Annotated in this window: 11 protein-coding genes; 8 read left to right on the top strand and 3 right to left on the bottom strand. The window is 68.5% G+C overall.

Going from position 1 to position 25,404, the window contains the following annotated elements; translation table 11 throughout:
* Window positions 1-10: 10 nt before the first annotated feature.
* From J2Y70_RS03910 to J2Y70_RS03940, 7 genes are all read left to right on the top strand, one after another.
* A complete protein-coding gene (locus J2Y70_RS03910) occupies window positions 11-13,570 on the top strand; it encodes a filamentous hemagglutinin family protein (protein ID WP_309913556.1) in 13,560 nt (4,519 codons plus the stop codon).
* A 173-nt stretch (window positions 13,571-13,743) separates the two neighbouring features.
* Window positions 13,744-15,447: a ShlB/FhaC/HecB family hemolysin secretion/activation protein gene (locus J2Y70_RS03915; protein ID WP_309913559.1), complete on the top strand. Its 1,704-nt coding sequence runs from the start codon at window positions 13,744-13,746 to the stop codon at window positions 15,445-15,447.
* A gap of 38 nt (window positions 15,448-15,485) precedes the next feature.
* Window positions 15,486-17,315 (top strand): DUF2341 domain-containing protein, encoded by a 1,830-nt coding sequence (locus J2Y70_RS03920; protein WP_309913562.1) that lies wholly within the window; start codon window positions 15,486-15,488, stop codon window positions 17,313-17,315.
* 9 nt (window positions 17,316-17,324) lie between these two features.
* Window positions 17,325-17,738 carry a biopolymer transporter ExbD gene (locus tag J2Y70_RS03925; RefSeq protein ID WP_263395912.1) on the top strand — a complete coding sequence of 138 codons (414 nt, stop codon included), beginning with the start codon at window positions 17,325-17,327 and terminating at the stop codon, window positions 17,736-17,738.
* A gap of 4 nt (window positions 17,739-17,742) precedes the next feature.
* Complete coding sequence (locus J2Y70_RS03930) at window positions 17,743-18,447, top strand: energy transducer TonB (RefSeq protein ID WP_309913565.1); 705 nt, start codon at window positions 17,743-17,745, stop codon at window positions 18,445-18,447.
* A gap of 53 nt (window positions 18,448-18,500) precedes the next feature.
* The gene (locus tag J2Y70_RS03935; protein ID WP_309913568.1) at window positions 18,501-20,222 is read left to right on the top strand and encodes a putative porin; all 1,722 of its coding nucleotides are present in this window, start codon (window positions 18,501-18,503) and stop codon (window positions 20,220-20,222) included.
* A 94-nt stretch (window positions 20,223-20,316) separates the two neighbouring features.
* A complete protein-coding gene (locus J2Y70_RS03940; RefSeq protein ID WP_309913570.1) occupies window positions 20,317-21,108 on the top strand; it encodes a SapC family protein in 792 nt (263 codons plus the stop codon).
* A 145-nt stretch (window positions 21,109-21,253) separates the two neighbouring features.
* Here J2Y70_RS03940 and J2Y70_RS03945 read toward each other — a convergent pair whose 3' ends face one another.
* Both J2Y70_RS03945 and J2Y70_RS03950 read right to left on the bottom strand, forming a co-directional pair.
* Complete coding sequence (locus tag J2Y70_RS03945; protein ID WP_309913573.1) at window positions 21,254-21,997, bottom strand: SDR family oxidoreductase; 744 nt, start codon at window positions 21,995-21,997, stop codon at window positions 21,254-21,256.
* Between the two features lie 18 nt (window positions 21,998-22,015).
* Complete coding sequence (locus J2Y70_RS03950; protein WP_309913576.1) at window positions 22,016-22,423, bottom strand: DoxX family protein; 408 nt, start codon at window positions 22,421-22,423, stop codon at window positions 22,016-22,018.
* Between the two features lie 129 nt (window positions 22,424-22,552).
* Between J2Y70_RS03950 and J2Y70_RS03955 the strand changes: the two genes are divergently transcribed.
* Window positions 22,553-22,912, top strand: coding sequence for a helix-turn-helix domain-containing protein (locus tag J2Y70_RS03955; RefSeq protein ID WP_309914676.1), 360 nt, complete (start codon window positions 22,553-22,555; stop codon window positions 22,910-22,912).
* Window positions 22,913-23,167: 255 nt separating this feature from the next.
* On the opposite strand, the gene J2Y70_RS03960 is transcribed toward J2Y70_RS03955, so the two are convergent.
* Window positions 23,168-25,210 carry a TonB-dependent receptor gene (locus J2Y70_RS03960; RefSeq protein ID WP_309913579.1) on the bottom strand — a complete coding sequence of 681 codons (2,043 nt, stop codon included), beginning with the start codon at window positions 25,208-25,210 and terminating at the stop codon, window positions 23,168-23,170.
* Window positions 25,211-25,404 lie beyond the last annotated feature (194 nt).

The following is a 25,404-nucleotide window of genomic DNA, read 5'->3' on the forward strand; positions in this document are numbered from 1 at the left end:
GGATGCAATGGTGAAACAGGCGAACCAGGCTGGCCGCAACTCCGCGAACCGCGGCCTGCGGATCAAGCCGCTGGCACATGCGATCACCGTGCTGCTGGTGGCCGGCGGCATGGCCGGCAGCGTGCATGCGCAGCAGGCATTCAGCGCCGGCTGGTTCGCCGCCAAGGGCGCGCAGCAGCAGGCCGCGGCGCAGACCGGCCAGCTGCCCAATGGCATGCCGGCCAACCTGCCGCGTCCCCAGCAGCAGACCCAGGAAGCGCGCGACAAGCTCAAGACGTCGCTGGAGAACCTGGGCACGGCGGCGCAGGCCATCGCCGTGCAGCAGCGCATGCAGCAGGCCGCGCGCGACGCGGCGCGGGTGCGCCCGGCCAGCGTGCCCGACGGACTGGGCGAAGGCGGCCTGAAGATCGACGACAACGCGCTGACCAGCGGTTGGCACAACGCGAAGGATCCCACCCAGGCGGTCGCCGGCGGCAAGACCACCGTCACCATCGAACAGACCGGCGACAAGGCGGTGCTCAACTGGGAGACGTTCAACGTCGGCCGCGACACGCTGGTGGATTTCCGCCAGGACGCGAGCTGGTCGGTGCTCAACCGCATCAACGATCCGCTGGCGCGGCCCTCGCAGATCCAGGGCCAGATCAACGCGCCCGGCACGGTGTTCCTGGTCAATCGCAACGGCGTGGTGTTCGGCGGCAGCAGCCAGGTCAACGTCAAGAACCTGGCCGCAGCGGCCGTGGACATCAGCGACCAGCAGTTCGCCAAGGGGCTCTACAGCGACGCCAAGGGCAGCGGATTCGTTCCCACCTTCGCCAACGATCTCGCCAGCGCCACGAACGGCTTCGGCCAGGCCAGCGGCAGCGTCGTCGTCGAGCGCGGCGCCCAGATCACTACGCACACCCCGTCGACGGTCACCGAAGGCGGCGGCTACGTGATGCTGCTCGGCGCCGAGGTCCATAACCATGGCCAGATCAGCGCGGCCAACGGCCAGGCCACGCTGGCCGCCGGCGATGCCTTCGTGATCCGCAAGGGCATGGGCACCGAGCAGAACCAGACCTCGACCACGCGCGGCAATGTGGTGACCGCGTTGCGTTCCGGACCCGGCGCGAGCCAGGCCGCAGACGCGGCGCCGCGTGCCGGCGGCGTAGTGAGCAATACCGGCCTGATCCAGGCCAGCACCGGCGACATCACCTTGGCCGGACGCGACGTGCGCCAGCAGGGAACGCTGCTGTCGACCACGTCGGTGCATACCCGCGGCACCATCCACCTGAGCAACGACGCAGGCGACGCGGACGGCCAGGTTCGCCTGGGCGAAGGCAGCCTGACCGCGATCGTGCTCGACGACAGCGCGACCACCGCGCTGGACGTGCAGCGCGAGACCCTGGTCAAGGACGCGGACAAGCCGGGCGACGGCGTCCAGCATCGCCGCGACCAGTCGCTGGTGCAGATCGCCAGCGGCGGCGACGTGACCTTCGACGGCGGCAGCCTGACGCTGGCCACCAGCGGCCAGGTGCTGGTCGACGCCGCCGGCACCAGCCGGGTGCAGGAAGGCGCGCGCATCGACGTGTCCGGCCACGTGGGCGTGAAGATCGCGATGGAAGCGAACAACGTCCAGATCAACGTGCAGGGCAACGAGCAGCGCGACGCCCCGGTGAACCGCGACGGCAAGGCGCTCAACAACAACAACATCTGGCTGGACCGGCGCGACCTGGTGCTGGTCCCGGCGGGCACCAACGGCTACGAAGCCGATCGCTGGTACACCGCCGGCGGGCTGCTGGAAGTGGGCGGCTACCTGGGCATCACCGGCCATGGCATCGGCGAGTGGTCGGCGCAGGGCGGCACCGTGCAGTTCGGCGGCGGCGAGCTGGTCAGTCAACGCGGTTCCCGCATCAACCTGTCCGGCGGCACCCTCGACGTGCAGACCGGCTATGTCAACCAGACCCACCTCAAGGGCGCCGACGGCAAGCTCTACAACGCGTCCACCGCGCCGGGCGACCTGCTGTACACCGGCCTGTACCGCGGTTTCGAAGATGCCCACGAGCGTTGGGGCAATGCCGCCACCGCGTACTACTACAGTCCGTTGATCGGCAGGCAGAAGCGGCTGGAGAACGGCTACACCGTCGGCCGCGACGCCGGCAGGCTGGTCGTCGCCACCCGCGCCGCCACGCTGGAAGGCGACATCGAGACCGCCACGTTCCAGGGCGACCGGCAGACCCAAGCGCGCGAGCAGGACCTCGACGGGTATCGCCAAAGCCAGACCGCCGCGGCCCGCAACGGCGAGCTGATCGTCGGCAGCTACGCCACGGTGTACGACAAGGACGCCCAGGACCTGCGCTACAGCGCCGGCGCGGTCGCCAAGGACATCGTCATCGGCCAGGCGGCCGGCGATGCCGATGCCGACGTCGATGCGGGCGATGACGGCGCCGCCTCGGCCCCGGCCGATGCCGACGCGCGGCGCATCGTGCTGGACGCGGGCTGGCTCAACCGGCAGCAGCTGGGTTCGCTGCAGGCCTACGCGACGGACGGCGTGGAGGTGAACGAGGCGGTCGCGGTGGCGGCCGGTGGGCAGATCGCTTTGCACGCCACGCAGGTGGACGTTGGCGCCGATCTCACCGCGCGCGGTGGCCGCATCGCCCTGGGCAACGTGGTCGAGAAATGGACCGGCAACCTGGGATGGATCGAAACCGCGGTGGCGCCCGTGCCGGACGGCATGTCCGCGCGCACGGCGATCGATGAAGGTGTGGTGCTCGATACGCGCGGCCTGTGGACCAACCTGGCGCGGGACGGCGGCGACATCGGCGGCATGCCCTATGCGGGCGGCGGCGACATCGGCGTGCGCAGCAGCGGCAGCGTGAGCGTGGGCAAAGGCGCGCTGCTGGACGCCTCGGCAGGCGCGGTGCTGATGGCCGACGACACCCTGCGCGGCGGACGCGGCGGCGACATCGCGCTGATGGCCAGCGATCTGTTGACCAGCGAGACCGTCGACGACGCCAAGCCGGGACGGTTGACGCTGGCAGGCGAAGTGCGCAGCCAGGGCGTCAAGGGCGGCGGCCGGCTGACCTTGCAGTCCGGCGGTTCGGTGGTGATCGGCGGTCAGGTGCCGGGCAGCGATGGCGTGCTGAGGCAAGGCGAGGCCTCGCTGATCGATCTGATCACCGAATCGGATTTCAGCGTGGCCGAGGGCGCCGTGCTGCCGTCGGACTATCGCTACACGCGCAGCCACGCCAAACCGGGCGAGGCGGTGGGTTCGGCCCCGGTGGTCGCGATGAACCGGCCGGAAACCCACCTGACGCTCGCTGCCGCCTGGACGCTGCCGTTGCCCGATTCCGGCGCCAGCTATTGGGTCAACACGTCCGCCGGCGAGCAGATCTTCGTGTACTCGTACAACCCGCCGCCGCAGTTGCCGGCCGGCACCGTCATCACCAACATCGATGGCACGTTTCCCACCGGCTATGTGGTACAGGGCAAGGTGTTCCCCAGTGGCCTGGCGGTCAAGCCGGCGACGGCGGTGGTGAAGGCCGGCGATCGGGCACCGGTCGCGGTGGTGTTCGAGGCGGGAACTCGCATCGCCGCGGGCAGGGTGCTCCAGCAGGACGTCGCGGTGGCCGCGCCGCTGCATCTGGATGCTGACCTGTTCGCGCAGGGTTTTTCTTCCTACGAGATCCACGGGCAGCAGAGCCTGGCGGTCGCCGAGGGCGCCACGATCGACGTGCGCATGCCGGTGCTGCAATGGGACCGGTCCAGCGCGCGGTTGGTCGAGACCGGGGCCGATCCGAGCGCGGCATTGACGCTGTGGCAGCCGCCGCAGTTCCAGGAAGACGTGACCGCGGCGCGGCTATCCCTCCGCGATGGCGCCGACCTGCAACTGCACGCGGGCAGCCGTTTCGGCGCGCCGTCGACCCTGTCGATCGGAGAGGGCGCGCGCATCGGCGTCGATCCCGGGCGCAGCATCGGCTTGACCGGCAACGGGCAAATCACTGTGGAAGGCACGTTGCGCGCTGCAGGCGGCCACATCGATCTGCAAATCGACGACTTCGATCCCGCGCTGAACACGGGCCAGTCGCATGACCGCTCGCTGTGGATCGGCGAAACCGCGCTGCTGGATGTCGCCGGTCTCGCGCATGTCGCGCTGGACGCGCAGGGCCGCCGCTATGGACAGGTGACCGACGGCGGCCGTATCCAGATCGGCGCCACGTACAACGCCGATGCCACAGAGGTCGGCGCAGCCGACGCGTTCGTGGTGGTGCGTCCCGGTGCGCGGCTGGAGGCGTCCGGCGCGGCGGCCACGCTCGACGTTCCGCAAGGGCAGGCGGCTCCGATCGCCTCCGATGGCGGGCTGATCCATCTGGCCAGTTCCAATGGCCTGTTCGTCGATGGCGACCTGCGCGCGGCGGCAGGCGGCGCCGGCGCGGCGGGCGGCACCCTGGCGCTGGCGCTGGAAACGCCGAACTATCCGCTCGCCGACAGGCCGGATCCGCGCGTGCGCAGCGTGCGTGAAATGCACCTGGTGGCCGAGCAGGAGCGCGAAGCGCTGCCGGAACAGCTGCAACCGGGGTACGCGGGGACCGGGTTGGACTACGGCCATGCGCGCATCGGCGTGGACCGGATCCAGGCCGGCGGCTTCGACAATCTCTCGCTGCTGGTCAACGGCGTTCTCGGCATCGGCGATGGCGTGGACCTGCAGCTTGGCCAGAGCCTGCGCCTGACCGCCGGCAGCATCAGTCTTGCGCCGGGTTCACAAGGCGCCGACATCGCGCTGGCGGCCCCCTACGTGCGGCTGGCCGGCGCCACCCGCTCGCAGAAAGACCACCACGCCATGCCCTACCCGGTGCCTTCGGGGTTGCCGGACGTTCTCGAAGGCTCGCGCCTGACGATCGACAGCAGCCTGCTGGATGTCATCGAAGACGTGGCCTTCGGCACCGCCGGCATCGCGGCCCAGGCCAGCGGCACGCCGCTGGACGTGCAACGCGCCGGCTTCGAAACCGTGGAGCTGCGCAGCCAGGGCGATCTGCGCTTCCTCAAGGCCACCGCCAAGGATCGGACGTCGCTGGACACCGGCGGCGACCTGGTGCTTGCGGCCAGCCAGATCTATCCGGCGACCGGCGCGCTCGCCGAGGTGAACGTCGGCCGCTATCCCTACTTGAACCAATGGGGCGGCGAAGCGGTGGCGTTCGACGGCGAGCGCAGCCTGCGCATCGAGCGCACCGGCAGCGCCGAGCCGCGCGTGCCGTTCTCCGTCTTCGGCAGCCTGTATCTGCGCTCCGCCGCGATCGACCAGGGCGGCGTGCTGCGCGCGCCGCTGGGCACGATCGTCATGGGCAGTGGCAACACGTTGGTGGATCCGGACGAACACGACGTCGGCCAGCCGAGCAACGTGGTCCTTCGTCCCGGCAGCATCACCTCGGCCAGCGCCGCCGGATTGACCATGCCCTACGGCGGCACCGTCGACGGCCTGACCTACACCTACGACGGCCGCGACGTGACCTATCAGGGCCTCGGCAGCCTGATGGGTTCGGTGCAGCTGGACGGCGGCAGGATCGAGGTGCAGGACGGCGCATCGATCGATCTGTCCGGTGGCGGAAAACTGGCCGGTGCGGCGTTCCTGTCCGGGCGCGGCGGCTCCACTGATGCGCGCCTGAATCCGCTGGTGCAGATGGCGGCCGATGGCGGCGGGTTCGTGCTGCCGGGCCTGTCGACCAATCCGGTCTATGCGATCGTCCCGGGCACGCAGCCGGGCTACGCGCCGGTAGCGCAGGAACACGGCGCCGGCGATCCCGCGATCGGTCGGCAGATCACCCTGGGCGAAGGTGTGCCCGGGCTGCCCGCCGGCACCTACACGCTGCTGCCTTCGTCGTATGCCCTGCTGCCCGGCGCGTTCCGCGTCGAGCTCAACGGCCTGGCCAACAGCGTGGCCGCCGACGGTGCGGTCAGTCCCATGCGCAACGGCTCCTACGGCGCATCTGCGCGGTTGAGCGTCGCCGGCACCGATATCGCCGATCCGTTGCCGACCCAGGCGATCCTCACCTCGGCCGACACGCTGCGCGCCTATTCGCAGTACAACGAAACCAGCTTTGCCGAGTTCGGCCTGGCCTGGGCCGAGCGCGACGGCGTGCCGCGGCCGCTGCTCGAGCGCGACGCCAAGACCCTGCACCTGGCGCCGGGCAATGGCCTGGACGATCGCCACGGCCTGCAGATGGCCGACGGCACGGTGCGCTTCGCGGCGGCCGAAGGCGGTTACGGCGGCACCTTGGTGGTGCGTGGCCGGGACATCGAGATCCTGGGCGAAGGCGCTGCCGCGACCGAAGGATTCGACGGCGTCTCGCTGCATGCCGACGTGCTCAACGGAGTGGGTGCTTCGACCCTCAGCATCGGCAATGAGTTGATATCGCAGTTCACAGACATGCAGCGCAGGACGCAGGACGCGCACCTGGTCAGTCTCGGCAACGTCTACACCAGCGCGCGTTCGATCACGCTGCGCGAAGGCGCCGTGCTGTCCGCGGCCCAGGTATTCCTGATCAGCGGGCAGCCCGCGGGCGGCATCACCGTGGAGCAAGGCGCCTCCATCGACACGTTGGGCCGCGGCGCGGCGGCCTGGGATTCGAAGCTGGGCTACGTGTTCGACCCGGGCCTCAATGGCGTGCTGGCGCTGTCCAATGGTTGGCTGGACATGCTGGCACCGAAAGCCAGCGATGGTCTCTACGGTTCCGGCAGGATCGATATCGGCGCCTGCGCCGAGGGCGCCAGCTGCACGGGCAGCACGCGGCTCTACGCCGAGGGCACGATCACCGCCGCGACCGAGAAGTCGTTCCTGCTGGACGAGTCGGTGCGCTACGGCACCCGCAACCTGGTGTTGGCGGTGGGCGGCGTCAACATCGGCAGCGAACAGGCGCTGGCCGATGCCGCCGCGCGCGGCGTCCTGCCCAATGGCCTGACCCTGAACCAGCAGGTGCTCGACCGGTTGTTGGCGGGCGACACCAGCACCGGCGCGCCGGCGTTGGAGAACCTGGTGCTCACCGCGCGCGATTCGGTGAACTTCTTCGACTCGGTGGAGTTGTCCACGTTCGACGCGCTCACCGGCAAGTCGTCGTTGAAGCAGTTGGTGTTGGGCACCCCCGCGCTCTACGGCCATGGCGATGCGGCGGACGTGGCGCGCATCGAAACCGACACGCTGGTCTGGAACGGCGCCAAGGGCGCCGCCGGCAGCCTGGTCGCCGGCGGCCCGGGTTCCGGTAGCGGCCAACTGGTCGTCGATGCGCGCCAGATCGAGTTCGGCTACGGGCCGCGCAGCCAAGCGGACACGCTGGCCACGCACGACCGCCTGGCCCTGGGATTCGCCAGCGTCGCGCTCAATGCCAGCGAACGGATCACCGCCAACCACAAGGGCAGCCTGTCGGTTTACCAGTCCCGCGATGGCTGGGACGACGCCAGCAAGTCGTTCCGCTACAGCGGTGGCGATCTCAGCATCTCCACGCCCTTGCTGACCGGCCATGCCGGTTCGGTGAACACGATCAAGGCCGGCGGCAACATCACCGCCACGGCACCCGCGGGCACCGGTCGGCCCTCGCCGGACAACGCCGCGCTGGCCGATGCGCTGGGTGCCGAACTGGTCCTGGACGCGCGCGGCGCGCTGACGCTCGACACCGCCGTCCTGCTGCCCAGCGGCAGGCTGACACTGGCGGCGGACGGCGACGTGGCGCTGGCCGATCGCGCATGGCTGGATCTGGCCGGCAGGAAGATCGATTTCTACGACGTCAGCAAGTACAGCTGGGGCGGCGACGTCGTCCTCGACAGCCGCCAGGGCGATGTCCTCCAGTCGGCGGCGTCGCGCATCGATATCTCTGCCGACTTCAACCGCGCCGGCAAGCTGACGGCGATGGCGCTGGAAGGCGGCGTCGATCTGGCCGGCGCGATAGCCGCCGGCAGCAGCGGGCACTACGACGCCGGCGGCACCGCGGTGCCGTTCGCTTCCGGCTACATCGACGTGCGCGGCCAGCGCATCGCCGACTTCAGCGGCCTCAACGCCAGGCTGACCGCAGGCGAAGCGTTCGGCGGCCGCAGCTTCCAGCTCGGGCAGGGCGACCTGGCCGTCGGCGACGAACTCAAGGCGCGCGAGATCAACGTCTCCGTCGACAACGGCAGCCTGACCGTCAACGGCACGGTCGATGCCAGCGGCGAGCAGGTGGGCAGCATCCGCCTGGCGGCGAACGCGGGCGTCACCCTGGCCGGCAGCGCGGTGCTCGACGCCAGCGCCAGCGTGTTGCGCACGGACAGCTATGGCAAGGCGATCGAGGCGCCGAACCGCGCGACGATCGAAATAGATTCCGGCGATGGCCGCCTGATCATCGGCAGCGGGGCGCGCATGGACCTGGGCGTGGCCGGCGCGAGCGCCGACTACGGCACCGTCACGCTCAACGCGCCACGCCTGGGTGGCGCCACCGGCAACGACGTGGACATCGACGCGTCGGGCACGGTGCGGATCGCCGGCGCCCGTGCGGTCACCGTCAATGCCTTCCACCGCTACGACGACGCCGCTGCCGGAACGGATATCGGCGTGGACGGCCGCGACTACCAGACCATCGACCAGGCCTACCTGGACCGCAAGCATGCCGACAGCCAGCAGTTCGTCGCCAACGCGCTGGCGAACGGCGGCCTGATGAACGGCAAGCTGGGCGGACTGCGCGCCTACGGCAACCAGTTCCATCTCCGCCCGGGGATCGAGATCGTCAGCAGCACGGCCGATGGCGATCTGCACATCGATGGCGACATCGATCTGTCCGGCCATCGCTACGCCAGCGTCAATCCGCATGCGCAGCTGACCGGCGCGTACGGCTCGGGCGAAGCGGGCGCACTGCTGATCCGCGCGGGCGGCGACCTGGAAATCTTCGGCAGCCTGAGCGACGGCTTCGACGGATCGAAACTGCCGGTCTCGCCGGACGACAAGGGCTGGGTGCTGCCGGCCGGGCGCATGCCCTGGGGCGGGGACCTGATCATTCCGCATGGCGGCCTGGTCACCCTGGCCGAAGGCACGCAGTTCGCGGCCGGGCGCACGCTCAACTACGACCTGCCCACCCAGGCCATGACGCTGCCGACAGGCACGGTGCTGCCCGTCGCGATGCCGCTGGAGCAGGCGCTCACGCTGCCGGCAGGCAGCGTGCTCGGCGCGGCGGTGCGCGATGCCGGCGGCAACGTCGTCCATGCGGCGGGCACGGTGCTGCAGCAGCCGGTCGAACTGCAGCCGGGCATGCAACTAGGCGCCGGGTTCCGCTTGCCATCGGAAACGCAGATGGCGGCCTTCGTGTGGCCGGCCGGCGTGCCGCTGCCGGCGAACATGACCCTGGAGCGGCCGCTGGCATTGGCCAAGGGCGCGATCGTGCCCGGCGAGACCGACGTCAAGCTTCCCGGCGACGCGGTCATGGTCAACCTGCGTCCGGCGGTCGATGCCGACGGCAACCAGGGCAGGACCTGGGCGTTGGCGCCGATGTTGCCGCAAGGGTCGCAATCGTGGGATCTGCGCCTGGTCGCCGCTGCGGACACGGCGGCGGCGGACACCCGGCTGGTCCGGCACGGCAGCGATGCCCGCCTGCACCTGGCCGATACGCACTTCGGCCTGGGCTTCATGGAAGTGGAGATTCCCGGCAGCGGCAGGCCAGCGACCTATCACTGGGCGCCGGATGTCGACGTGGCGACGTGGGAATCGATTGGTGTTGTCGGCATCGTGCCTGGCGAAGAGATTTCGGCGGACATGATGCAGATGCTGCGCAACATGGGCTTGATCTCCGAAACGCCATTGGAACTCAACGACTGGGGGCTTGGCGCGGTGGCCGGGGTCCTGGATCCAGGCAAGCCCGCCGAAACACGCGTGGAAGGCCGGCCGGCACGCCAGCAACTGTTCAGCGTGCTGCGCACCGGCACCGGCGATCTGGACCTGATCTCCGGTGGCGATTTCCAGATGAGTTCGCCCTATGGCATCTACACCGCAGGCACCGCGTCGGCATCGCTGGGCTTGGCGTACGACCAGCGCCGGGGCCGACTGGCCGATGGCAGCGTGCTCGGCAGCGAAGGCACGGAGTACGAGGCCTGGGTCGACGGTGGCCAAGGCAGCCTGTACCAGGCGTGGTACCCGGAGCATGGCGGCAACCTGCTGCTGCGCGCGCAGGGCGACGCCATCGGCGATCTCATCGGTCACAACGCCGGGCAGTACCGGTTCAACGTGACGCTGGGCAACATTCGCGAACATATCGGCACCACCGCAGTGGGCAGCTGGCTCTGGCGCCAGGGCACCGGCAGCGTGGACACCGGCGCGGACGCCGTGCCGGCGGCCTGGTGGATCAACTTCGGCACGTATGTGGCCGGGCCGGCCAATGGCCAGCGGGACGAGACCGGCCAGTCGTTGTTCGCCAATACGCCGTTCCTCACCGGATTCACCGGGATCGGCACGCTGGGCGGCGGCAACCTCAGGGTGGAAGCGGATGGCGACGCCGGCATGATCGGCGCGCGCGGCGATGCCGCGCTCACCGGACAGACGGGAAATACCCGCTCCTATGCGCCGCGCAGCCAGGGTCTGCACCTGGCGGTCGCCAGCACAGGGCGGATGACCGCGGCCGGCGAGCTGGTACAGACCGGCGGTGGCGATCTGGACATCCGCATCGGCGGCGCGCTCAATCCCAACCCGGGCCTGCAGCGCAACGAGCACGATCTCAACAGCACCTTCGTCAACCTGCGCGGCGCGCTGAACCTGCAGGCCGGCGCCGTCGGCGGCGTGCAGCTGCGCTATGGCGTGCTCGACCAGATGGACTCGCGCGGCGGCGATCCCTTCGCCGCCGGACGTTCGCTGTCCGGCGGCGGACCGGTGCTGGTGGTCGGCGATGCGACCGCACGCCTGGACAGCCGGGGCGATCTGGTTCTGGGCGGCGTGGTCGACCCCGGCCGCAGCCTGCAGTACAACGCCACGCCGTTCTCCTACCAAGGCGTCGCACACGAGGGCGAGGGCTGGAGCTGGTTCTCGCTGTGGACGCCGGCCAGTGCGGTGGATCTGTTCAGCGCCGGCGGAAATCTGACCCCGACCACGGCGTGGGCCGAGAGCGGCGTGTCGGAAGACGTGGTCAGCCCCTCCCACGGCCGCAACCAGTCGGCCACCCTGGACGGCCATTTCTATCCCTCGATCCTGCGCGCGGTCGCGGCCAACGGCAGCATGTACTACGGCGTGGGTACCACCCCGCTGCTCAACCCGATGGCCCCCCAGTCGCCATTGCGGGTGTCGATGGGCCTGACCCTGGCGCCGTCGCCGCACGGCGAGCAGTTCGTCAACGTCACCGGCAAGGGCGAACTGCAATTGCTGGCGATGGACTCGATCTACGCCAGCGGCTACCCGATCACCGCCTCGACCGCCGACCCGCTGGCGCTGACCAGTCCGTTCCGTCCCGGCTTTTCCGGCCTGGTGTCCTACACCGGCGGCGGCCAGTGGGGCTTCGATCCGGTGCGCGTGCACAACGTGGCCCCGGAAGCGGCCGCCTACAGCGACTGGGCGCTGGAGGGCGGGCGCTACAACGGCGCCGCGCTGTTCACCTTCGCCAGTGCGGCCACGTCTGCCTATGCGCCGCAGGCGCAGCCGCCGGCACAGTACTACGCGGTGCAGGGCGACATCGTAGGCCTGCGCGCCGGCAACATCGCCTCGCTGGGCTACCTGGGCCGCGACGGCGTGCGCTACGAAGGCTCCATTCCGGTGGCCATACGCGCCGGCCGCGACATCACCGACTCCGGCACGCCCCTGGGCAAGAACGACACCGTCGTCGCCGGCAAGGGCAACCTGGTCTCGCACGCGCATGCCGACGACATCTCGGTGGTGGAAGCCGGCCGCGATATCCGTCACAGCAGCTTCTACGTCACCGGGCCGGGCCTGCTGGAAGTCACCGCCGGGCGCCATCTCTACTTCGCGGACAAGGGCGAGTTGAAGAGCCTTGGGTCGGTGGTGGACGGCGCGCCGGGCGATCGCAGCAGCGGTGCGAGCATCGCCGTCGCCGCCGGCATGGGCGAGGGCGCGAACTGGTCCGGCTTCGCGGAGCGCTACCTGGATCCCGGCAACCAGGCCGATTCAGAACGGCCGTTCGCCGATCAGCCCGGCAAGGCGTTGACCATCTACAGCGGCGAGTTGACCTTGGCGCGCTGGTTGCAGCGCGAATTCGGCTACAGCGGCGATGACGCCGGCGCCGCGTCGTTCCTGGCCGGCAAACAGGCCGAGCTGGACCAGCGGCGCAACGACGCCGTGGCGCAGGGGCAGGCCGCCAGCAATCGCTCGCTTTCCCGCGAATACAAGGTCGAGAGCCGACTGCACCTGGTGAACTGGCTGAGCGAGCGCTTCGGCAACGGCAGCGGCAATGGCCTGGGCCTGCATTTCGACGCGGCGACGATGGATGCGCGTGCGTTCTTCGGCGGCCTGCCGCCGGAACAGCAGCGCGCCTTCCTGCGCAACGTGTACTACGCCGAACTCAAGATCGCAGGACGCGAATACAACGACCAGGACGGCCAACGCTTCGGCAGCTACCTGCGCGGCCGCGAGGCTATCGCCACGCTGTTGCCGGAGCAGGACGCCGCCGGCCACAAGCGCGTCTACGAAGGGGATCTGACCCTGTTCAGCAGCGCGCTCTATTACAACGACTGGGTGACCTCGAACGGCATCGGCAAGGACCGCCCGACCCCCGGCAAGACCTACATCACCAAGGCCGAATGGGAGGCGTTGGGCAGCCCGGGCTACGACGTGGCGTTCTACGACGTGCTCGATGCCGGCATCCACACCAACTTCGGCGGCGACATCAGCATCATGACGCCGGGCGGACGCACGTTGGTGGGCGTGGACGGCGGATTCGTTCCGGGTGCCGGATCGGGCGTGATGACCCAGGGCGAGGGCGACATCAACCTGTACGCGCTCGACGACATCCTCATGGGCCAGAGCCGCATCTTCACCACCTTCGGCGGCAACATCCTGGCGTGGTCCGCGCAGGGCGACATCAACGCCGGCCGCGGCAGCAAGACCACGGTGGTGTACACCCCGCAACGCCGCGCCTACGACGACGTCGGCAACGTCAGCCTGTCGCCGAGCGCGCCGAACACCGGTGCGGGCATCGCCACGCTCAATCCCGTACCCGAAGTGCCGCCGGGCGACATCGACCTGATCGCGCCGCTGGGCACCATCGATGCGGGCGAGGCCGGCATCCGCGTGTCGGGCAACGTGAACCTGGCCGCGCTGCAGGTGCTCAATGCCGAGAACATCCAGACCCAGGGCGAAGCCACCGGTATCCCGGTAGTGGCGGCGGTGAACGTCAGCGCGCTGACCTCGGCCAGCGCGGCGGCCAACAGCGCGGTGCAGGCGGCGCAGGACATGGTGAAACGGCAGACGCAGCAGGCGCGGCCGTCGGTGATCAGCGTGCAGGTGCTGGGATTCGGCGAGGATTCCAGCAGCGTCGAACCGCCGCGCAAGGACGAGGGCTACGACAGCAACAGCGTGGTGCAGGTGGTCGGCATGGGAGAGCTGACGCCCGAGCAACGCGCGCGCCTGGCGCCAGACACGCAATGACCGCAATCGTCATGGCGCTCGTGGCGAAGGCGCCCAGCGAGCGCCTTCGCCACGAGACAGGACCGGAAGCGCGGCCCTTTGCAACGTCGGCGATACATGCGCACGCCATGATGCGCGGGCCGCAGGAAACACGCAGGGGAATCCGTTTCCGCGCGCCCACATCGACACCCTAGATGAAGTGGAGCCGCGACGGCTTCTTCACCCTTTCCCGTTTCGAGAATCCACCGATGTTCCAATCGAACAAGGCGCTTGCGTTCGCGCCATTGACCCTGTGCATCCTGGCCGGCCTGAACGTGGCCAGCGCACAGTCGGCGACGCCGCAAGGCGAAGCGCCGCCGGCAGCGCCGGACGCCGTGGCGGCGCAGGCCGCTGCGCCGGCGCCGCCGGCGCAGCGCGTCAACATCAACGAGTACCTGGTGCGCGGCAATACGGTGCTGGCGGCCCGCGACATCGAAAAAGCGGTCTCGGCCTACCTGGGCCCGGGACGGACCTTGCAGGACGTGGAAGCCGCGCGCGCCGCGCTGCACGCGGCCTACCAGCGCAACGGTTACCAGTCGGTGTACGTGGACCTGCCGGAACAGCAGGTCAGCGGCGGCGTGGTGATCCTGCAGGTGACCGAAACGCGCATCGGCCAGGTCAGCGTGAGCGGCGCCGAGCACAACGACAGCGACGCGCTGCGCGAGCGCGTGCCTGCCTTGCGCGCAGGCAGCGTGCCCGATTTCGACCTGGCGCAGGAGCAGCTGGCGGCGTTGAACCGCACCGCCAAGCGCCAGGTGGTGCCGCTGGTCAAGCAAGGCAAGGCCGACGGCACCATGGACGTGGACCTGAAGGTGCAGGACAAGTCGCCGTGGCGCTTCGGCGCCACACTCAACAACGACCACAGCGCCGATACCGAGCCGCTGCGCTCGATCCTCACCATCGGCCACGACAACCTGTGGCAGAAGGAGCATGTGGCGTCGCTGACGTTCTTCGCCGCGCCGCAGGACCTGGACCAGGCGAACGTGTGGTCCGGCTCCTATGCCATGCCGTTGGGCAGCCCGGACTGGACGCTGGAGTTCTCCGGCTACACGTCCGACAGCAACGTCGTGTCCACCGGCCAGACCAATGTCACCGGCAAGGGCCACGCCCTGGGCGCCAAGCTGGTGCGCACGCTGCCGATGGCCGGCGCGTGGTGGCACCAGCTGTCGATCGGCGTGGAGTTCAAGGACCTGGACGAGTCGGTGGCGATGGTCGGCATGCCGTCGGACTTCGCCCCGCTGAAATACGCGCCGGTGACGTTCGCCTACAGCGGCTTCCGGCAGGGCGACAAGCATCATCTCAGCGTCGGCCTGCAGACCGTGTTCGGCACGCGCAGCCTGCTCGGCTATGGCAGCAGCGACGACGAGTTCGACTGGAAACGCGCGCATGCCGACGGCAGCTTCTTCGCGGTCAAGGCCGACATCAGCGACACCTACACGATGCAGAACGGCGCGCAATGGTTCGCCCGTATTTCCGCGCAGCTGACCGACCAGCCGCTGGTGTCGGGCGAACAGTTCGCCGCCGGCGGCATGTACACGACCCGCGGCTACCGCTCTGCCGAAGGCATCGGCGACTACGGCGGCCTGGCCACCATCGAGTGGCGCAGCCGCCCGCTTGCGCTGTGGAACCTGCAGGACTGGCGCGTCTACAGCTTCCTCGACGGCGCCTGGCTGGGATTGCGCAGGCCGCTGGCCGAGCAGGACGACGCATCGTCGATGGCGGCGATCGGCGTGGGCACCAGCTTCCGCGTCACCGAACACTTCAACGTCCGCCTCGACTACGGCCACACGCTGACCGACGGGCCGACCACGACCAAGGACGCCGACCGCCTGCACATCAGCGTCGGCGCCAACTACTGAACACGCCTTCCAACGCGACACCTCGGAGATTCCATCAAATGCAACGCCTCATCACCCTGTTGTTGTTCCTCCTGGGCATGTCGATGCTCGGCGCGGCCCATGCCGAAACCCCGTGGTGGCAGGCGGACTGGAAGTACCGCAAGCCGATCACCATCGACGCCGGCCCGCAGGGCGCGGCGCTGGGCGGCAACGTCGGCCGGGTGCCGGTGCTGATCCGCCTGCATAGCGGCAACTTCGCCTTCGATGGCCTGGCCGATGGCGGCAAGGACATCCGCTTCGTCGGCAGCGACGGCCGCACCATCCTCAACCACCAGATCGAGCAGTACGACGCCAACCTGGCCATGGCGCTGATCTGGGTGGACGTGCCCGCCGTCAACGGCACCGCCGCGCAGACGATCTGGATGTACTACGGCAATCCGAACGCGCCGGCGGCGGGCAACGGCCAGCTGGCGTTCGACCCGGACTACACCGCGGTCTACCACTTCGCCGAAGCGGGCGCCGAGCCGCGTGACACCACCGCCTACGCCAACCATGCGGCCGGCAAGCTGGCCGCTGCGGAAGGCGCGGTGATCGGGCGCGGCGCGCTGCTAGCCGGACAGCCGATGCGCCTGCCGGGATCGCCGTCGCTGGCGACCACCGCCGGCGGCGCGATGACCTTCTCCGCCTGGATCAAGCCGGAACAGCTGGGCGCCAACCAGGCCATCTATGCGCGGCGCGAAGCAGGCAATGCGCTGCTCGTCGGTCTCGACAACGGCGTGCCCTATGTCCAGATCGGGCAGAGCCGCAGCGCCGCCGTGCCGCCGCTGAAGGCGGGCCAATGGGCGCACGTTGCGCTGGTCGCCAGCGAGGGCGCGGCGATCCTGTACGTGGGCGGACGCGAGGCCGCACGCATCGACGCCGTGTTGCCGGCCTTCGGTGGCGAAGCGCTGATCGGCGGCGACGCCGCTGCTGCCGCCGCAGTGCCGACCGATCCCGCCGCGCCCGCCGCGGCGATCGCGCCGGCCAACCCGTTCGCCGGCGCGATCGACGAAGTGCGCGTGTCCAAGGTCGCCCGTCCCGCCGCCGTGCTGCTGGCCGATGCCAGCGCGCAGGGCGCCGAGTCGCGCCTGACCGCGTTCGGCGAGGACGAACAGACCGCCGGCGTGAGCCACTTTGGCTTCATCCTCAAGGCGATGCCGGTCGATGCCTGGGTGGTGGTGATCGTGCTGGGCATCATGCTGTTGCTGTCGTGGGCGATCATGGTTGCCAAGAGCCGCTACTTCGGTAGGGTGGCCAAGGCCAACGCCGCGTTCACCCAGCAGTACAAGAAGGTCGTGGGCGCGCCGGTGGCGACGCTGCAGGACCTGGAGAAGCAGGGCGCGATCGGCGCGCAGATCCGCGATACCTCCACGCTGTGGCGGCTCTACCGGATCGCCATGGACGAGCTGCAGGGCCGCCAGGCGCGCGGCGCGCACGGGCTGTCGGCGGCGGCCATCACCTCGATCCGCGCATCGATGGATGCGGAGGTCACCCGCGAAGCCGAGCGCATGACCAAGCGCATGAACTGGTTGTCCACCACCATCGAGGGCGCGCCCTACATCGGGCTGTTCGGCACCGTCATCGGCATCATGCTGGTGTTCGCGGTCGCGGCGATGGCCGGTGCGGTCGACATCAACTCGGTGGCGCCCGGCATGGCCGCCGCGCTGCTGTGCACGGCCGCGGGCCTGGGCGTCGCGATCCCGGCGTTGTTCGGCTACAACTGGCTGGCGTCGCGCGCCGAATCCATCGCCGCCGACATGGCGGTCTTCGTCGACGAGTTCACCGCGCGCCTGGCCGAAGAGTTCGACCGTTCCGGATCGCCGGCGCCGCTTGCGTCCGTGCAGGCCTGAGGAGGCGTCATGGCCAGGCCCAAGAGATTCGGTATCAAGAAACGCGAGAAGGGGATCAACGTCACCCCGTTCGTCGATGTGCTGCTGGTGGTGCTGGTGATCTTCATCCTGACCAGCAACGCGACCATTCCCGGCATCCAGGTGAACCTGCCCAAGGCCAGCTCGAGCATGGCGCTGGAGAAACCGAAGACCAAGGCGATCACCGTCGACAACGCCGGCCAGATCTTCCTGGACGCCTTTCCGGTCAGCCTGTCCGAACTGGAAGACCGGCTGCGCAGCGAGAAGGCGGTCAACCCCGACTTCCCGGTGATCGTGCGCGGCGATGCGCAGGTGCAGTACGCGCGCGTGGTCGAGGTGCTGGACCTGCTGCGCAAGGTCGAGATCAGCCAGGTCGGGCTGGTCACCGGCAAGCCACAGGGGTGATGGCGTGACTTCCTCCCATCCCGATCGGGGCGGACCCACGCGCCCATGGCCACGCTGGCTGCCGGCGGTCCTCGCCTCCATCGGCCTGATCGCGGCGCTGGGCTTTCTGGCCTGGTACCTGCTCTTCAAGGACGCGGCGAGCACGCGGCGCCCGGTGGCGGACACGCCGATGGTGATGTTGCCGCCACCGCCGCCACCGCCGCCGCCAGAACCGGAGCCCGAACCGGAACCGGAGCAGGAGCCGGAGGAAACGATGCCCGAACCGGAGCCGCTGGACGAAGCGCCCAAGCCGGCCGAGGAAGCGCCCACGCCCGACGCAGCGGATCCGGTGACCATGGATGCCGACGCGCAGGCCGGCACCGACAACTTCGGCATCCAGTCCGGCAGCGGCGGCGGCAGCACCGGCGCGGGCGGCGCCGGTGGCGGCGGCAACGCGTCCTACGGCCGCTACCTGGGCTACGTGCTGCAGCAGGCGGTGTCCCGCGACGAACGCATCCGCAAGCTGGCCTTCCAGCTGACGGTGCACGTGTGGCTGGACGGTTCGGGCCAGCTGACCCGCGTGGAGCTGTTGCGCGGCAGCGGCAACCACGAGGCCGACGAAGCGGTGCTCGCGGTCATCCGCGCCGTCGGGCGCGTGGACGAGATTCCGCCGGCCTCGTTGAAATTTCCCGCGCGCGTGCTGGTGCAGGGACGGCGTCCGGCCGGATGAGCACGCGTTCGAATCAACCCTTTCGAAGACTTCCAAACCTTGTGAGCAAGCAGATGACCCGTTCGACCATACGCTCCGCCTTGCGCGGACTGCGCACCACCGCCGTCGCCGCCGGCATCGGCCTGGCCCTTTTCGCCACCGGCGCACAGGCGCAGGGCGCGCGCAGCGAAAGCACGATGATCAAGCTGATCCGCGGCCTGATCGACAGCGGCGCACTGAAGCCGGAAGTGGGGCAGGCATTGCTGGAGGAAGCCCAGCGCGAGGCCGCGCCGGCCGCAGCGGCGTCGGCGATCGCCGCGCAGCCGGGCGACGTGCGGGTGCCGTACATCCCGGACACCGTGCGCGACGGCATCCGCGACGAAGTCAAGGCGCAAGTCATGGCACAGGCCAAGGCCGAGCGCTGGGCCGCGCCGGAGCAGGTGCCGGAGTGGACGCAGCGCCTGCGCGTGCAGGGCGACGTGCGCGTGCGCAACGAATCGCGCCTGTATTCGGAGCGCAACAGCGACATCGAGGTCGACTGGAGCCGCATCAACGCAGGGTCCGGCTACGACATCAACGAGAACACCAATCTCAACCTGCCGCCGCTGCGCAACACCCGCGAGGACCGCAACAATTCCTGGCGCATCCGCGCGCGCATCGGAGTGGTCGCCGACCTGGGCGAACACACCCGCGCCGGCGTGCGCCTGGCGTCGGGCAGCGACGACGGCCCGGTGTCCACCACCCAGACCCTGGGTGGCGGCCTGGCCAAGAAGGACGCATGGCTGGATCAAGCGTGGCTGTCCTGGTCGCCGGTCGACTGGATGGAGATCGTCGGCGGCCGCTTCGGCAATCCCTACTGGTCCACCGACACCCTGTTCTCCAACGACCTGAACTTCGACGGCATCGCGTTCAAGTACGCCGACGAAGTGGGGTCCGACGGCCTGTCGCTGTTCGCCACGCTGGGCATGACCCCGCTGGAGTATTCGTCCGACGGTTTCCCCAGCACCAGCCAGAACAAGATGCAGAGCGAGAACAAGTGGCTCAACGGCCTGCAGGTGGGCGCGGGCTGGGAGTTCGGCAACGCGCAGAAGCTGCGTGCGGCGGTGGCCTACTACGACTTCCGCAACGTCGCCGGCGAGTTGTCGCAGCCCTGCGCGCTGTATGCCGGCGCCGACCATTGCAGCACCGATTGGTCGCGTCCGGCGTTCATGCAGAAGGGCAATACGCTGATGCTGCTGCGCGATATCGCGCTGGATCCGCTGGACCCGGCCAACACGCCGCTGCCGCAGTACGTGGGCCTGGCGTCGGAGTTCGAACTGCTGGATGTCAACCTGAAATGGGAAACGCCGGCGTTCGCCGGCTACGGCGTGCGCCTGGAAGCGAACTGGCTGCAGAACCTGGCCTACGACCCGGCGCAGATGTGGAAGCGCGCCAATGGCGGCATCGTCACCAACCTCGGCGCAGCGGCCGGTGCCGTCGCCGGGCCGCAGGATATCCGCAGCGGCGATACCGCCTATCTGGCGCAGGCCACGTTCGGCAACCTGGCGCTCGCGAAATCCGGGGACTGGAACGCCTGGCTGGGCTACAAGCGGATCGAGGCCGATGCACTGCCCGACGGCTTCAACGACTCCAACTTCCATCTGGGCGGAACCAATGCCAAGGGCTACTACCTCGGCGCCTCCTACATGTTCGACAAGAACGTGTGGTTGAGCGGGCGCTGGATGGCGGCCAAGGAAGTGACGGGCGCGCCGTTGTCGATCGACCTGTTCCAGCTGGAAGTGAACGCCGGCTTCTGACGCATGCGGCGACCAGGAACGCCCTGCGCCGATACGCAGGGCAATGCCGATTACCCCTTGTTGCACCAACGACATCGAACCAGACGGACACGACATGACTTCCGACACAATGGACGACGCACCCACGCCACAGACGGACCACGCCGCCAGCGCGCCGCCTCACGCCGCCACGCCGCCGCCGGCGGCTGCTCCATGGCCGATGTTCTATCGCCGGCCGGTGCTGCTTTCCTCGCACGACCATGCGGATTGGCGCGTGCGCCCGGCCGGCGTGGGCTTCGCCGCGCGCAGCCACTCGGTGCCGGTGGTGGCCGGCGAGTTCGCCGCGGCGTCGCGTTGCTACCCGCTGGTCTTCGCCGGCAACGACTACATGCCGATGGCGCTGCTGGGGCTGCAGGCGGAAAGCAACCGCTTCGTCGACGGGGACGCCTGGGCGGCCGGCAGTTATGTTCCCGCCTACGTGCGCCGCTATCCGTTCGTGTTCGTGCAGATGGACGAACCGGAAGGCTATGCGCTGGCGATCGACGCCGAGGCCGACATGGTGGCTGCGTCCGGTGAGGAGGGGCTCGCCTTGTTCGAAGGCGGCCAGCCCAGCGAGCTGACCCGGCAGGCGCTGCAGTTCTGCGAAGCCTTCACCCGCGAAGATCGGGCGACCCGGCAGTTCACCGCGCAGCTGGCCGCACAGGGCCTGCTGCTGGAGCGCACCGCCAACATCACCTTCCCCGATGGCCGCAAGGCCAGCATCGACGGCTTCCATGTGGTGGATACGGAAAAATTCGCGACGCTGTCGGAGGAGATCATCGTCCAGTGGCACCGCAACGGATGGCTGTCGCTGGTGCATTTCCATCTGGCCTCGCTGGCGCGCTTCACCGACCTGATGGCGCGTTGAGCCGTCAGGTCGGCGTCGTCGGCCAAGCAGTTTGGCAGCGGCAATCCCAGGGCCTGCGACCACCACGTGGCGAGCTCCTGCGGATCCGCCGTGTCAATGGTGATAGCGTGAATTTCGTGTTCTTTCCTTGTCGATGGATAGCGAATCAGCGCGCGCTGTCGATGATGGAGCCGCCGTCGGGGGTGAGGCTCGACCCGGTGATGAACTGGCTGTCCTTGCTGGCCAGGAACAGCACGACCGGGGCAATGTCGTCTTCTGGCGAGCCATAGCGTCCCAGCGGATTGGTTGGTGCCGGCACGTTGGCATCCGCTCCCCAAGTTTCAGCGACCGGCAGCACGTTGTTCACGGTGATCTTGTCGGCCGCCCACTCGCGTGCGGCGGTACGGGTCAAGGCACGCACAGCCTCTTTTGCCATGTTGTAGGGTGCATAGCCGGCCAGTCCGACAACGCCGGCCATCGAGCCGAAATTGATGATGCGTCCCTCGCCGCTTGCCTTCAGGTGGGGATAGGCCGCCTGCATCGCGCGCAGATAAGCGATGGGACCGAGGTCGAAATTGCGTTGCAACTGTTCCGTCGACAGATCGAGGACGGACGAGAACGGCGCGGTGGGATCGAAGGCGTTGTTCACCAAGATGTCGATGCCGCCATAGGTGGCCGCCACCTTGGCGATCGCCTCCTTGAGTTGGTCGGCATTGCCGATGTCGCAAGGAACCCCAAGCGCGGTACCGCCAGCGGCGGCTATGTCGGCAACCACGGCATCCACGTTCGCCGGCGTGAGAGAGAGGACGGCAACCTTGGCACCTTCTGCTGCGAACAGCTTGGCAGTGGCGCGGCCGATGCCGCGACCGGCACCCGTGACGATGGCTATTTTTCCGTTGAGGCGGGACATGGTTTTCTCCTATGCGGGTCAAGGATTGCTCTGTTGCGCCGCGATGACTGCGCCATATGGCGAAGGGACGTCGCGAGCGAAATTTTGGGTGGAGAACGAGGCCACCAGCAGCACCAGGCCCAGGAACGCTGGCAGCGCGCCCTTGGGCTTGCGTACGCCCAAGTGCGCGGAGCCGGACAGCAGCAGGTGAAAGAACATGCCGGCATAGGCCAGGTCGCTCAGGGGAACGCTGACACGCGACAGGATGACGAGTGGTCCGAGCAGCTTGATCGCGATCATGAGCGGCACAAGGTAGGAAGCGGGGTAGTTCAATTCGGCCAGCGTTTGGCGTACCCAGTCTTTCCTGGCGATGTAGAGCGTAGCGGAAGCGAAATATAGAAGTGTCAGCAATGTGGTGCTGATCCAGTAGGCATATTGCGCAACCATCAGTGGGTTCCTAAGTGCGTTTCAGATCGACTTCCTCCAAGAATGTCGTCTAAGATGAAACGCAACAAGTAGGATGAATAAGTGGTACTTAGTATGGAAAATATGACGAATGGCAATTCTGTCGTGAACATGCACGAGGAAATGCGCCGCGCGTTCGCACTGCTCTCGGGTAAATGGAAGCTGGAAATCATGTGGTTGCTCAACCAGCGGGTCTACCGCTTTGGAGAGCTGCGCAAGGCGATATCCGGCATCACCCAACACATGCTGACGGCGCAACTGCGCGAGCTGGAGGCCGACGGACTGGTGTCGCGTACGGTGTTCCCGGAGGTGCCGCCCCGTGTCGAGTACGCGATCACGACCAAGGCGCGTGGCCTCGGGCCGACCATGGAAGCGTTGACGATTTGGTGGAACGAGCACGGAGGCAGCGTGCCGGCGAAGCCGGCCGCACGCGGGCGTAAAGCCAATACCGCGGGACGGAAGACGAAGTGATATTCATGCCGTCAACGTGGCTGTAGGGCGCCGTTGGTTGGTCGTCGGAACTCGACCTCAGTGGGCTGGAATATCTGAATATTGCGAATATTCAAGAGCGCGGTTCGGTTGTTGGTAGGCAACCAATAAGCAATCCAGGGACGTCGGGTTTAGTTCCAGGGGCTGCGGTAACTGGTCGCAATCCCGGCGTTGGAATGTTGCCACTTGCGCGTTACGCGTCACCGGGTGGAGATCCACCCGGCGCGCAGCCGCTGCTCAGAGCTTCAGACTCAACGACACGAACGCGGACCGCGTGGGCGCGGGCGAGAACATCGGGCGCGCGTCGCTGCCCCAGAAGAAGGTGTCGTACCAGGCGTAGGCGTATTCGCGGCCGGTCACTTTCTTGAGCTGCAGGTCGATGCGCGCGCGTTCGGAGAGCCGGTAGCCGGCGCTCAGGTCGAGCACCGCGAAGCCGCCGAACTTGCGTTCGGTGTTGCGCGCTTCCAGGTAGTAGTCGCCCTGCGCACGTGCCTGCGCGCCGAAGCGCAGGCGGTCGGAAGCATCGAAATCCACGCCGATGTTGGAAATGAAGCGCGGCGTCGCCAGGACTTCGTTGCCGGCGAGCGAGGTGCCGTCGTCGGCGAACGCGCTGACCACCTTGGCTTCCTGGTAGGCGTGCGAACCCCACAGCGACCAGCGCTCGCCGATGCGCGTGCTGGCCTGCAGGTCGATGCCGCGCCGGCGCGTCTGCCCCAGGCCGACGGTGGTGCCGGTGGCCGGCATGTTGGCCACCTCGTCGGTGGCGTCCTGCTGCCAGATGGCCAGCCGGACGTCGGTGCCGTTGGCCCCGCTGAACTTGATGCCGGCTTCCTTGCCGGTGTTGACCGACGGTGCGAAGGCTTTCTGGCCGGCGGTAAGGTAGGCGGGCGCGGTGGAGCCGGTGAGGATCTGGAACGTGCGGCCCCAGTTGGCGTAGACGTTCAGCGCCGGGGTGAGCGCGTACATCACGCTGAGCTTGGGCTGCTCGATGGTGCCGTAGCGTTGCAGCGGTGCCTCGATGCCGCCGGGCAGCCGGGTGTGGCCATCGAAGCGGTCGATGCGGAACGCCGGCACGATCCGCAGCGCGGCCACGGGCGCGTAGATCGCCTGGACGTAGGCGCCGGTGTTGTCGAGCGAGTAGCGGTCGTCGTTCTGGATGCGCGTCGGCGCGGCATCGAAGTCGGTCGGGATGCCGAAGCGGAAACGGCTGCGCCGGTAGCGGTTGTCCTGGTGCTCGCGGTTCACGCCGCCTTCGAGGGTGAGCGTGTCGCCGGCCACCCAGGTCAGCGTCGACAGCAGGCCGGTCTGGCGCTCGTTCCATTCGCGGCGCTGGCGCGGCGCGTCGCCCACGGGGTAGTCGCTGAAGGTGACGTAGCGGTCGTCGTCGTACCCGTTGTAGTACAGCTTGCTGCTCAGGTGCACGCTGTCGGACAGCCGCAGATCCAGATGGGTGCTCAGGTGCCGCATGTCGCGATCGTCAAAGTCGTTGGCATTGCGCGGAGCGGACGCGCGGGGGTCGGCGGCGAGCTCCTCGGCGGTCATGAATCCCGACTCGTCGGCCTCATGGTGGTACAGCCGGGCGATCACGCCGAACTTCGCCACGTCCGCGTCGCTGCCGAAGAACCATTTGCCGCCGACGCTGATCTTCTTCGAGCCGTCGTGCGCGCGATAGCCATCGGACGCCTGCGCGCCGAGGAAATAGTTCTGCGCGAAGCCGTCGGCCTCGCGGCCGAGCGCGAGTTGCGCCTCGCGGGTGTCGAAACTGCCGTAGGTCAGCCGCGCATCGGTGTAGTCGCCGCCCTGACGGGTGCCGAAGTTGATGTTGCCGCCGATGTTGTGCAGGCCGTAGCGCGGGTCGTTGGTGCCGCGGACGACCTCGATGTAGTCGATCTCCAGCGGGAAGAGCATGTCGATGAAGCGCTGGTTGCCGCTGTTGACGTTGCTAGGAATGCCGTCGATCAGGGTCTTGATGCCGTTGAGGTAGCCTTCGCCGTTGAACGCGCGGAAGGTCACCTTGCCCGACTCGGCGCCCTGGCGCGTCTCGGTCAGCTGCATGCCCGGCATCTGGCCCAGCAGTTCCCAGCTCTGCATGACCGTCTTGTCCTCGATCCGCTCGGCGCCCAGGACATCGACCGAGGTCAGCACCTCGTTGGCGGTCAGCTGGGCCTGGCCGTTGCGCACCTGCACGGCGCCCATGGTGGTGGCGGCGCCTTGCACTTCCGCGTAGGCGGCGGTGCTGGATTGGGCCGCAAGGACAGCGGCGATGAGGCGGATCTTCATGGGGAGGGATGCTCGTGAGGGCGTCTGCCGATGGGCTGGCGTCAAAGGGAGGAGCGGCGGATAGCGACCGGGAGAGAGGCGCCGAGCAAAGGCACCAGTCGAAATCGGCCCGCATGCTAACATGTAATAACATTACATTTGCCAGGGTCGTGGACAGGGGTGCTCGGCGCATGGAATCGGCCGCCGACGGCTGC

Source organism: Xanthomonas sp. 1678, from assembly GCF_031455575.1.
In the GTDB taxonomy this organism is placed as follows: domain Bacteria; phylum Pseudomonadota; class Gammaproteobacteria; order Xanthomonadales; family Xanthomonadaceae; genus Xanthomonas_A.

Excerpts from the sequence above, each read along its gene's own strand:
- J2Y70_RS03960 (WP_309913579.1), bottom strand. The coding sequence starts at position 25,210 with ATGAAGATCCGCCTCATCGCCGCTGTCCTTGCGGCCCAATCCAGCACC.
- J2Y70_RS03940 (WP_309913570.1), top strand. The coding sequence starts at position 20,317 with ATGACTTCCGACACAATGGACGACGCACCCACGCCACAGACGGACCAC.
- J2Y70_RS03935 (WP_309913568.1), top strand. The coding sequence starts at position 18,501 with ATGACCCGTTCGACCATACGCTCCGCCTTGCGCGGACTGCGCACCACC.
- J2Y70_RS03950 (WP_309913576.1), bottom strand. The coding sequence starts at position 22,423 with ATGGTTGCGCAATATGCCTACTGGATCAGCACCACATTGCTGACACTT.
- J2Y70_RS03955 (WP_309914676.1), top strand. The coding sequence starts at position 22,553 with ATGCACGAGGAAATGCGCCGCGCGTTCGCACTGCTCTCGGGTAAATGG.
- J2Y70_RS03915 (WP_309913559.1), top strand. The coding sequence starts at position 13,744 with ATGAAGTGGAGCCGCGACGGCTTCTTCACCCTTTCCCGTTTCGAGAAT.
- J2Y70_RS03920 (WP_309913562.1), top strand. The coding sequence starts at position 15,486 with ATGCAACGCCTCATCACCCTGTTGTTGTTCCTCCTGGGCATGTCGATG.
- J2Y70_RS03925 (WP_263395912.1), top strand. The coding sequence starts at position 17,325 with ATGGCCAGGCCCAAGAGATTCGGTATCAAGAAACGCGAGAAGGGGATC.
- J2Y70_RS03945 (WP_309913573.1), bottom strand. The coding sequence starts at position 21,997 with ATGTCCCGCCTCAACGGAAAAATAGCCATCGTCACGGGTGCCGGTCGC.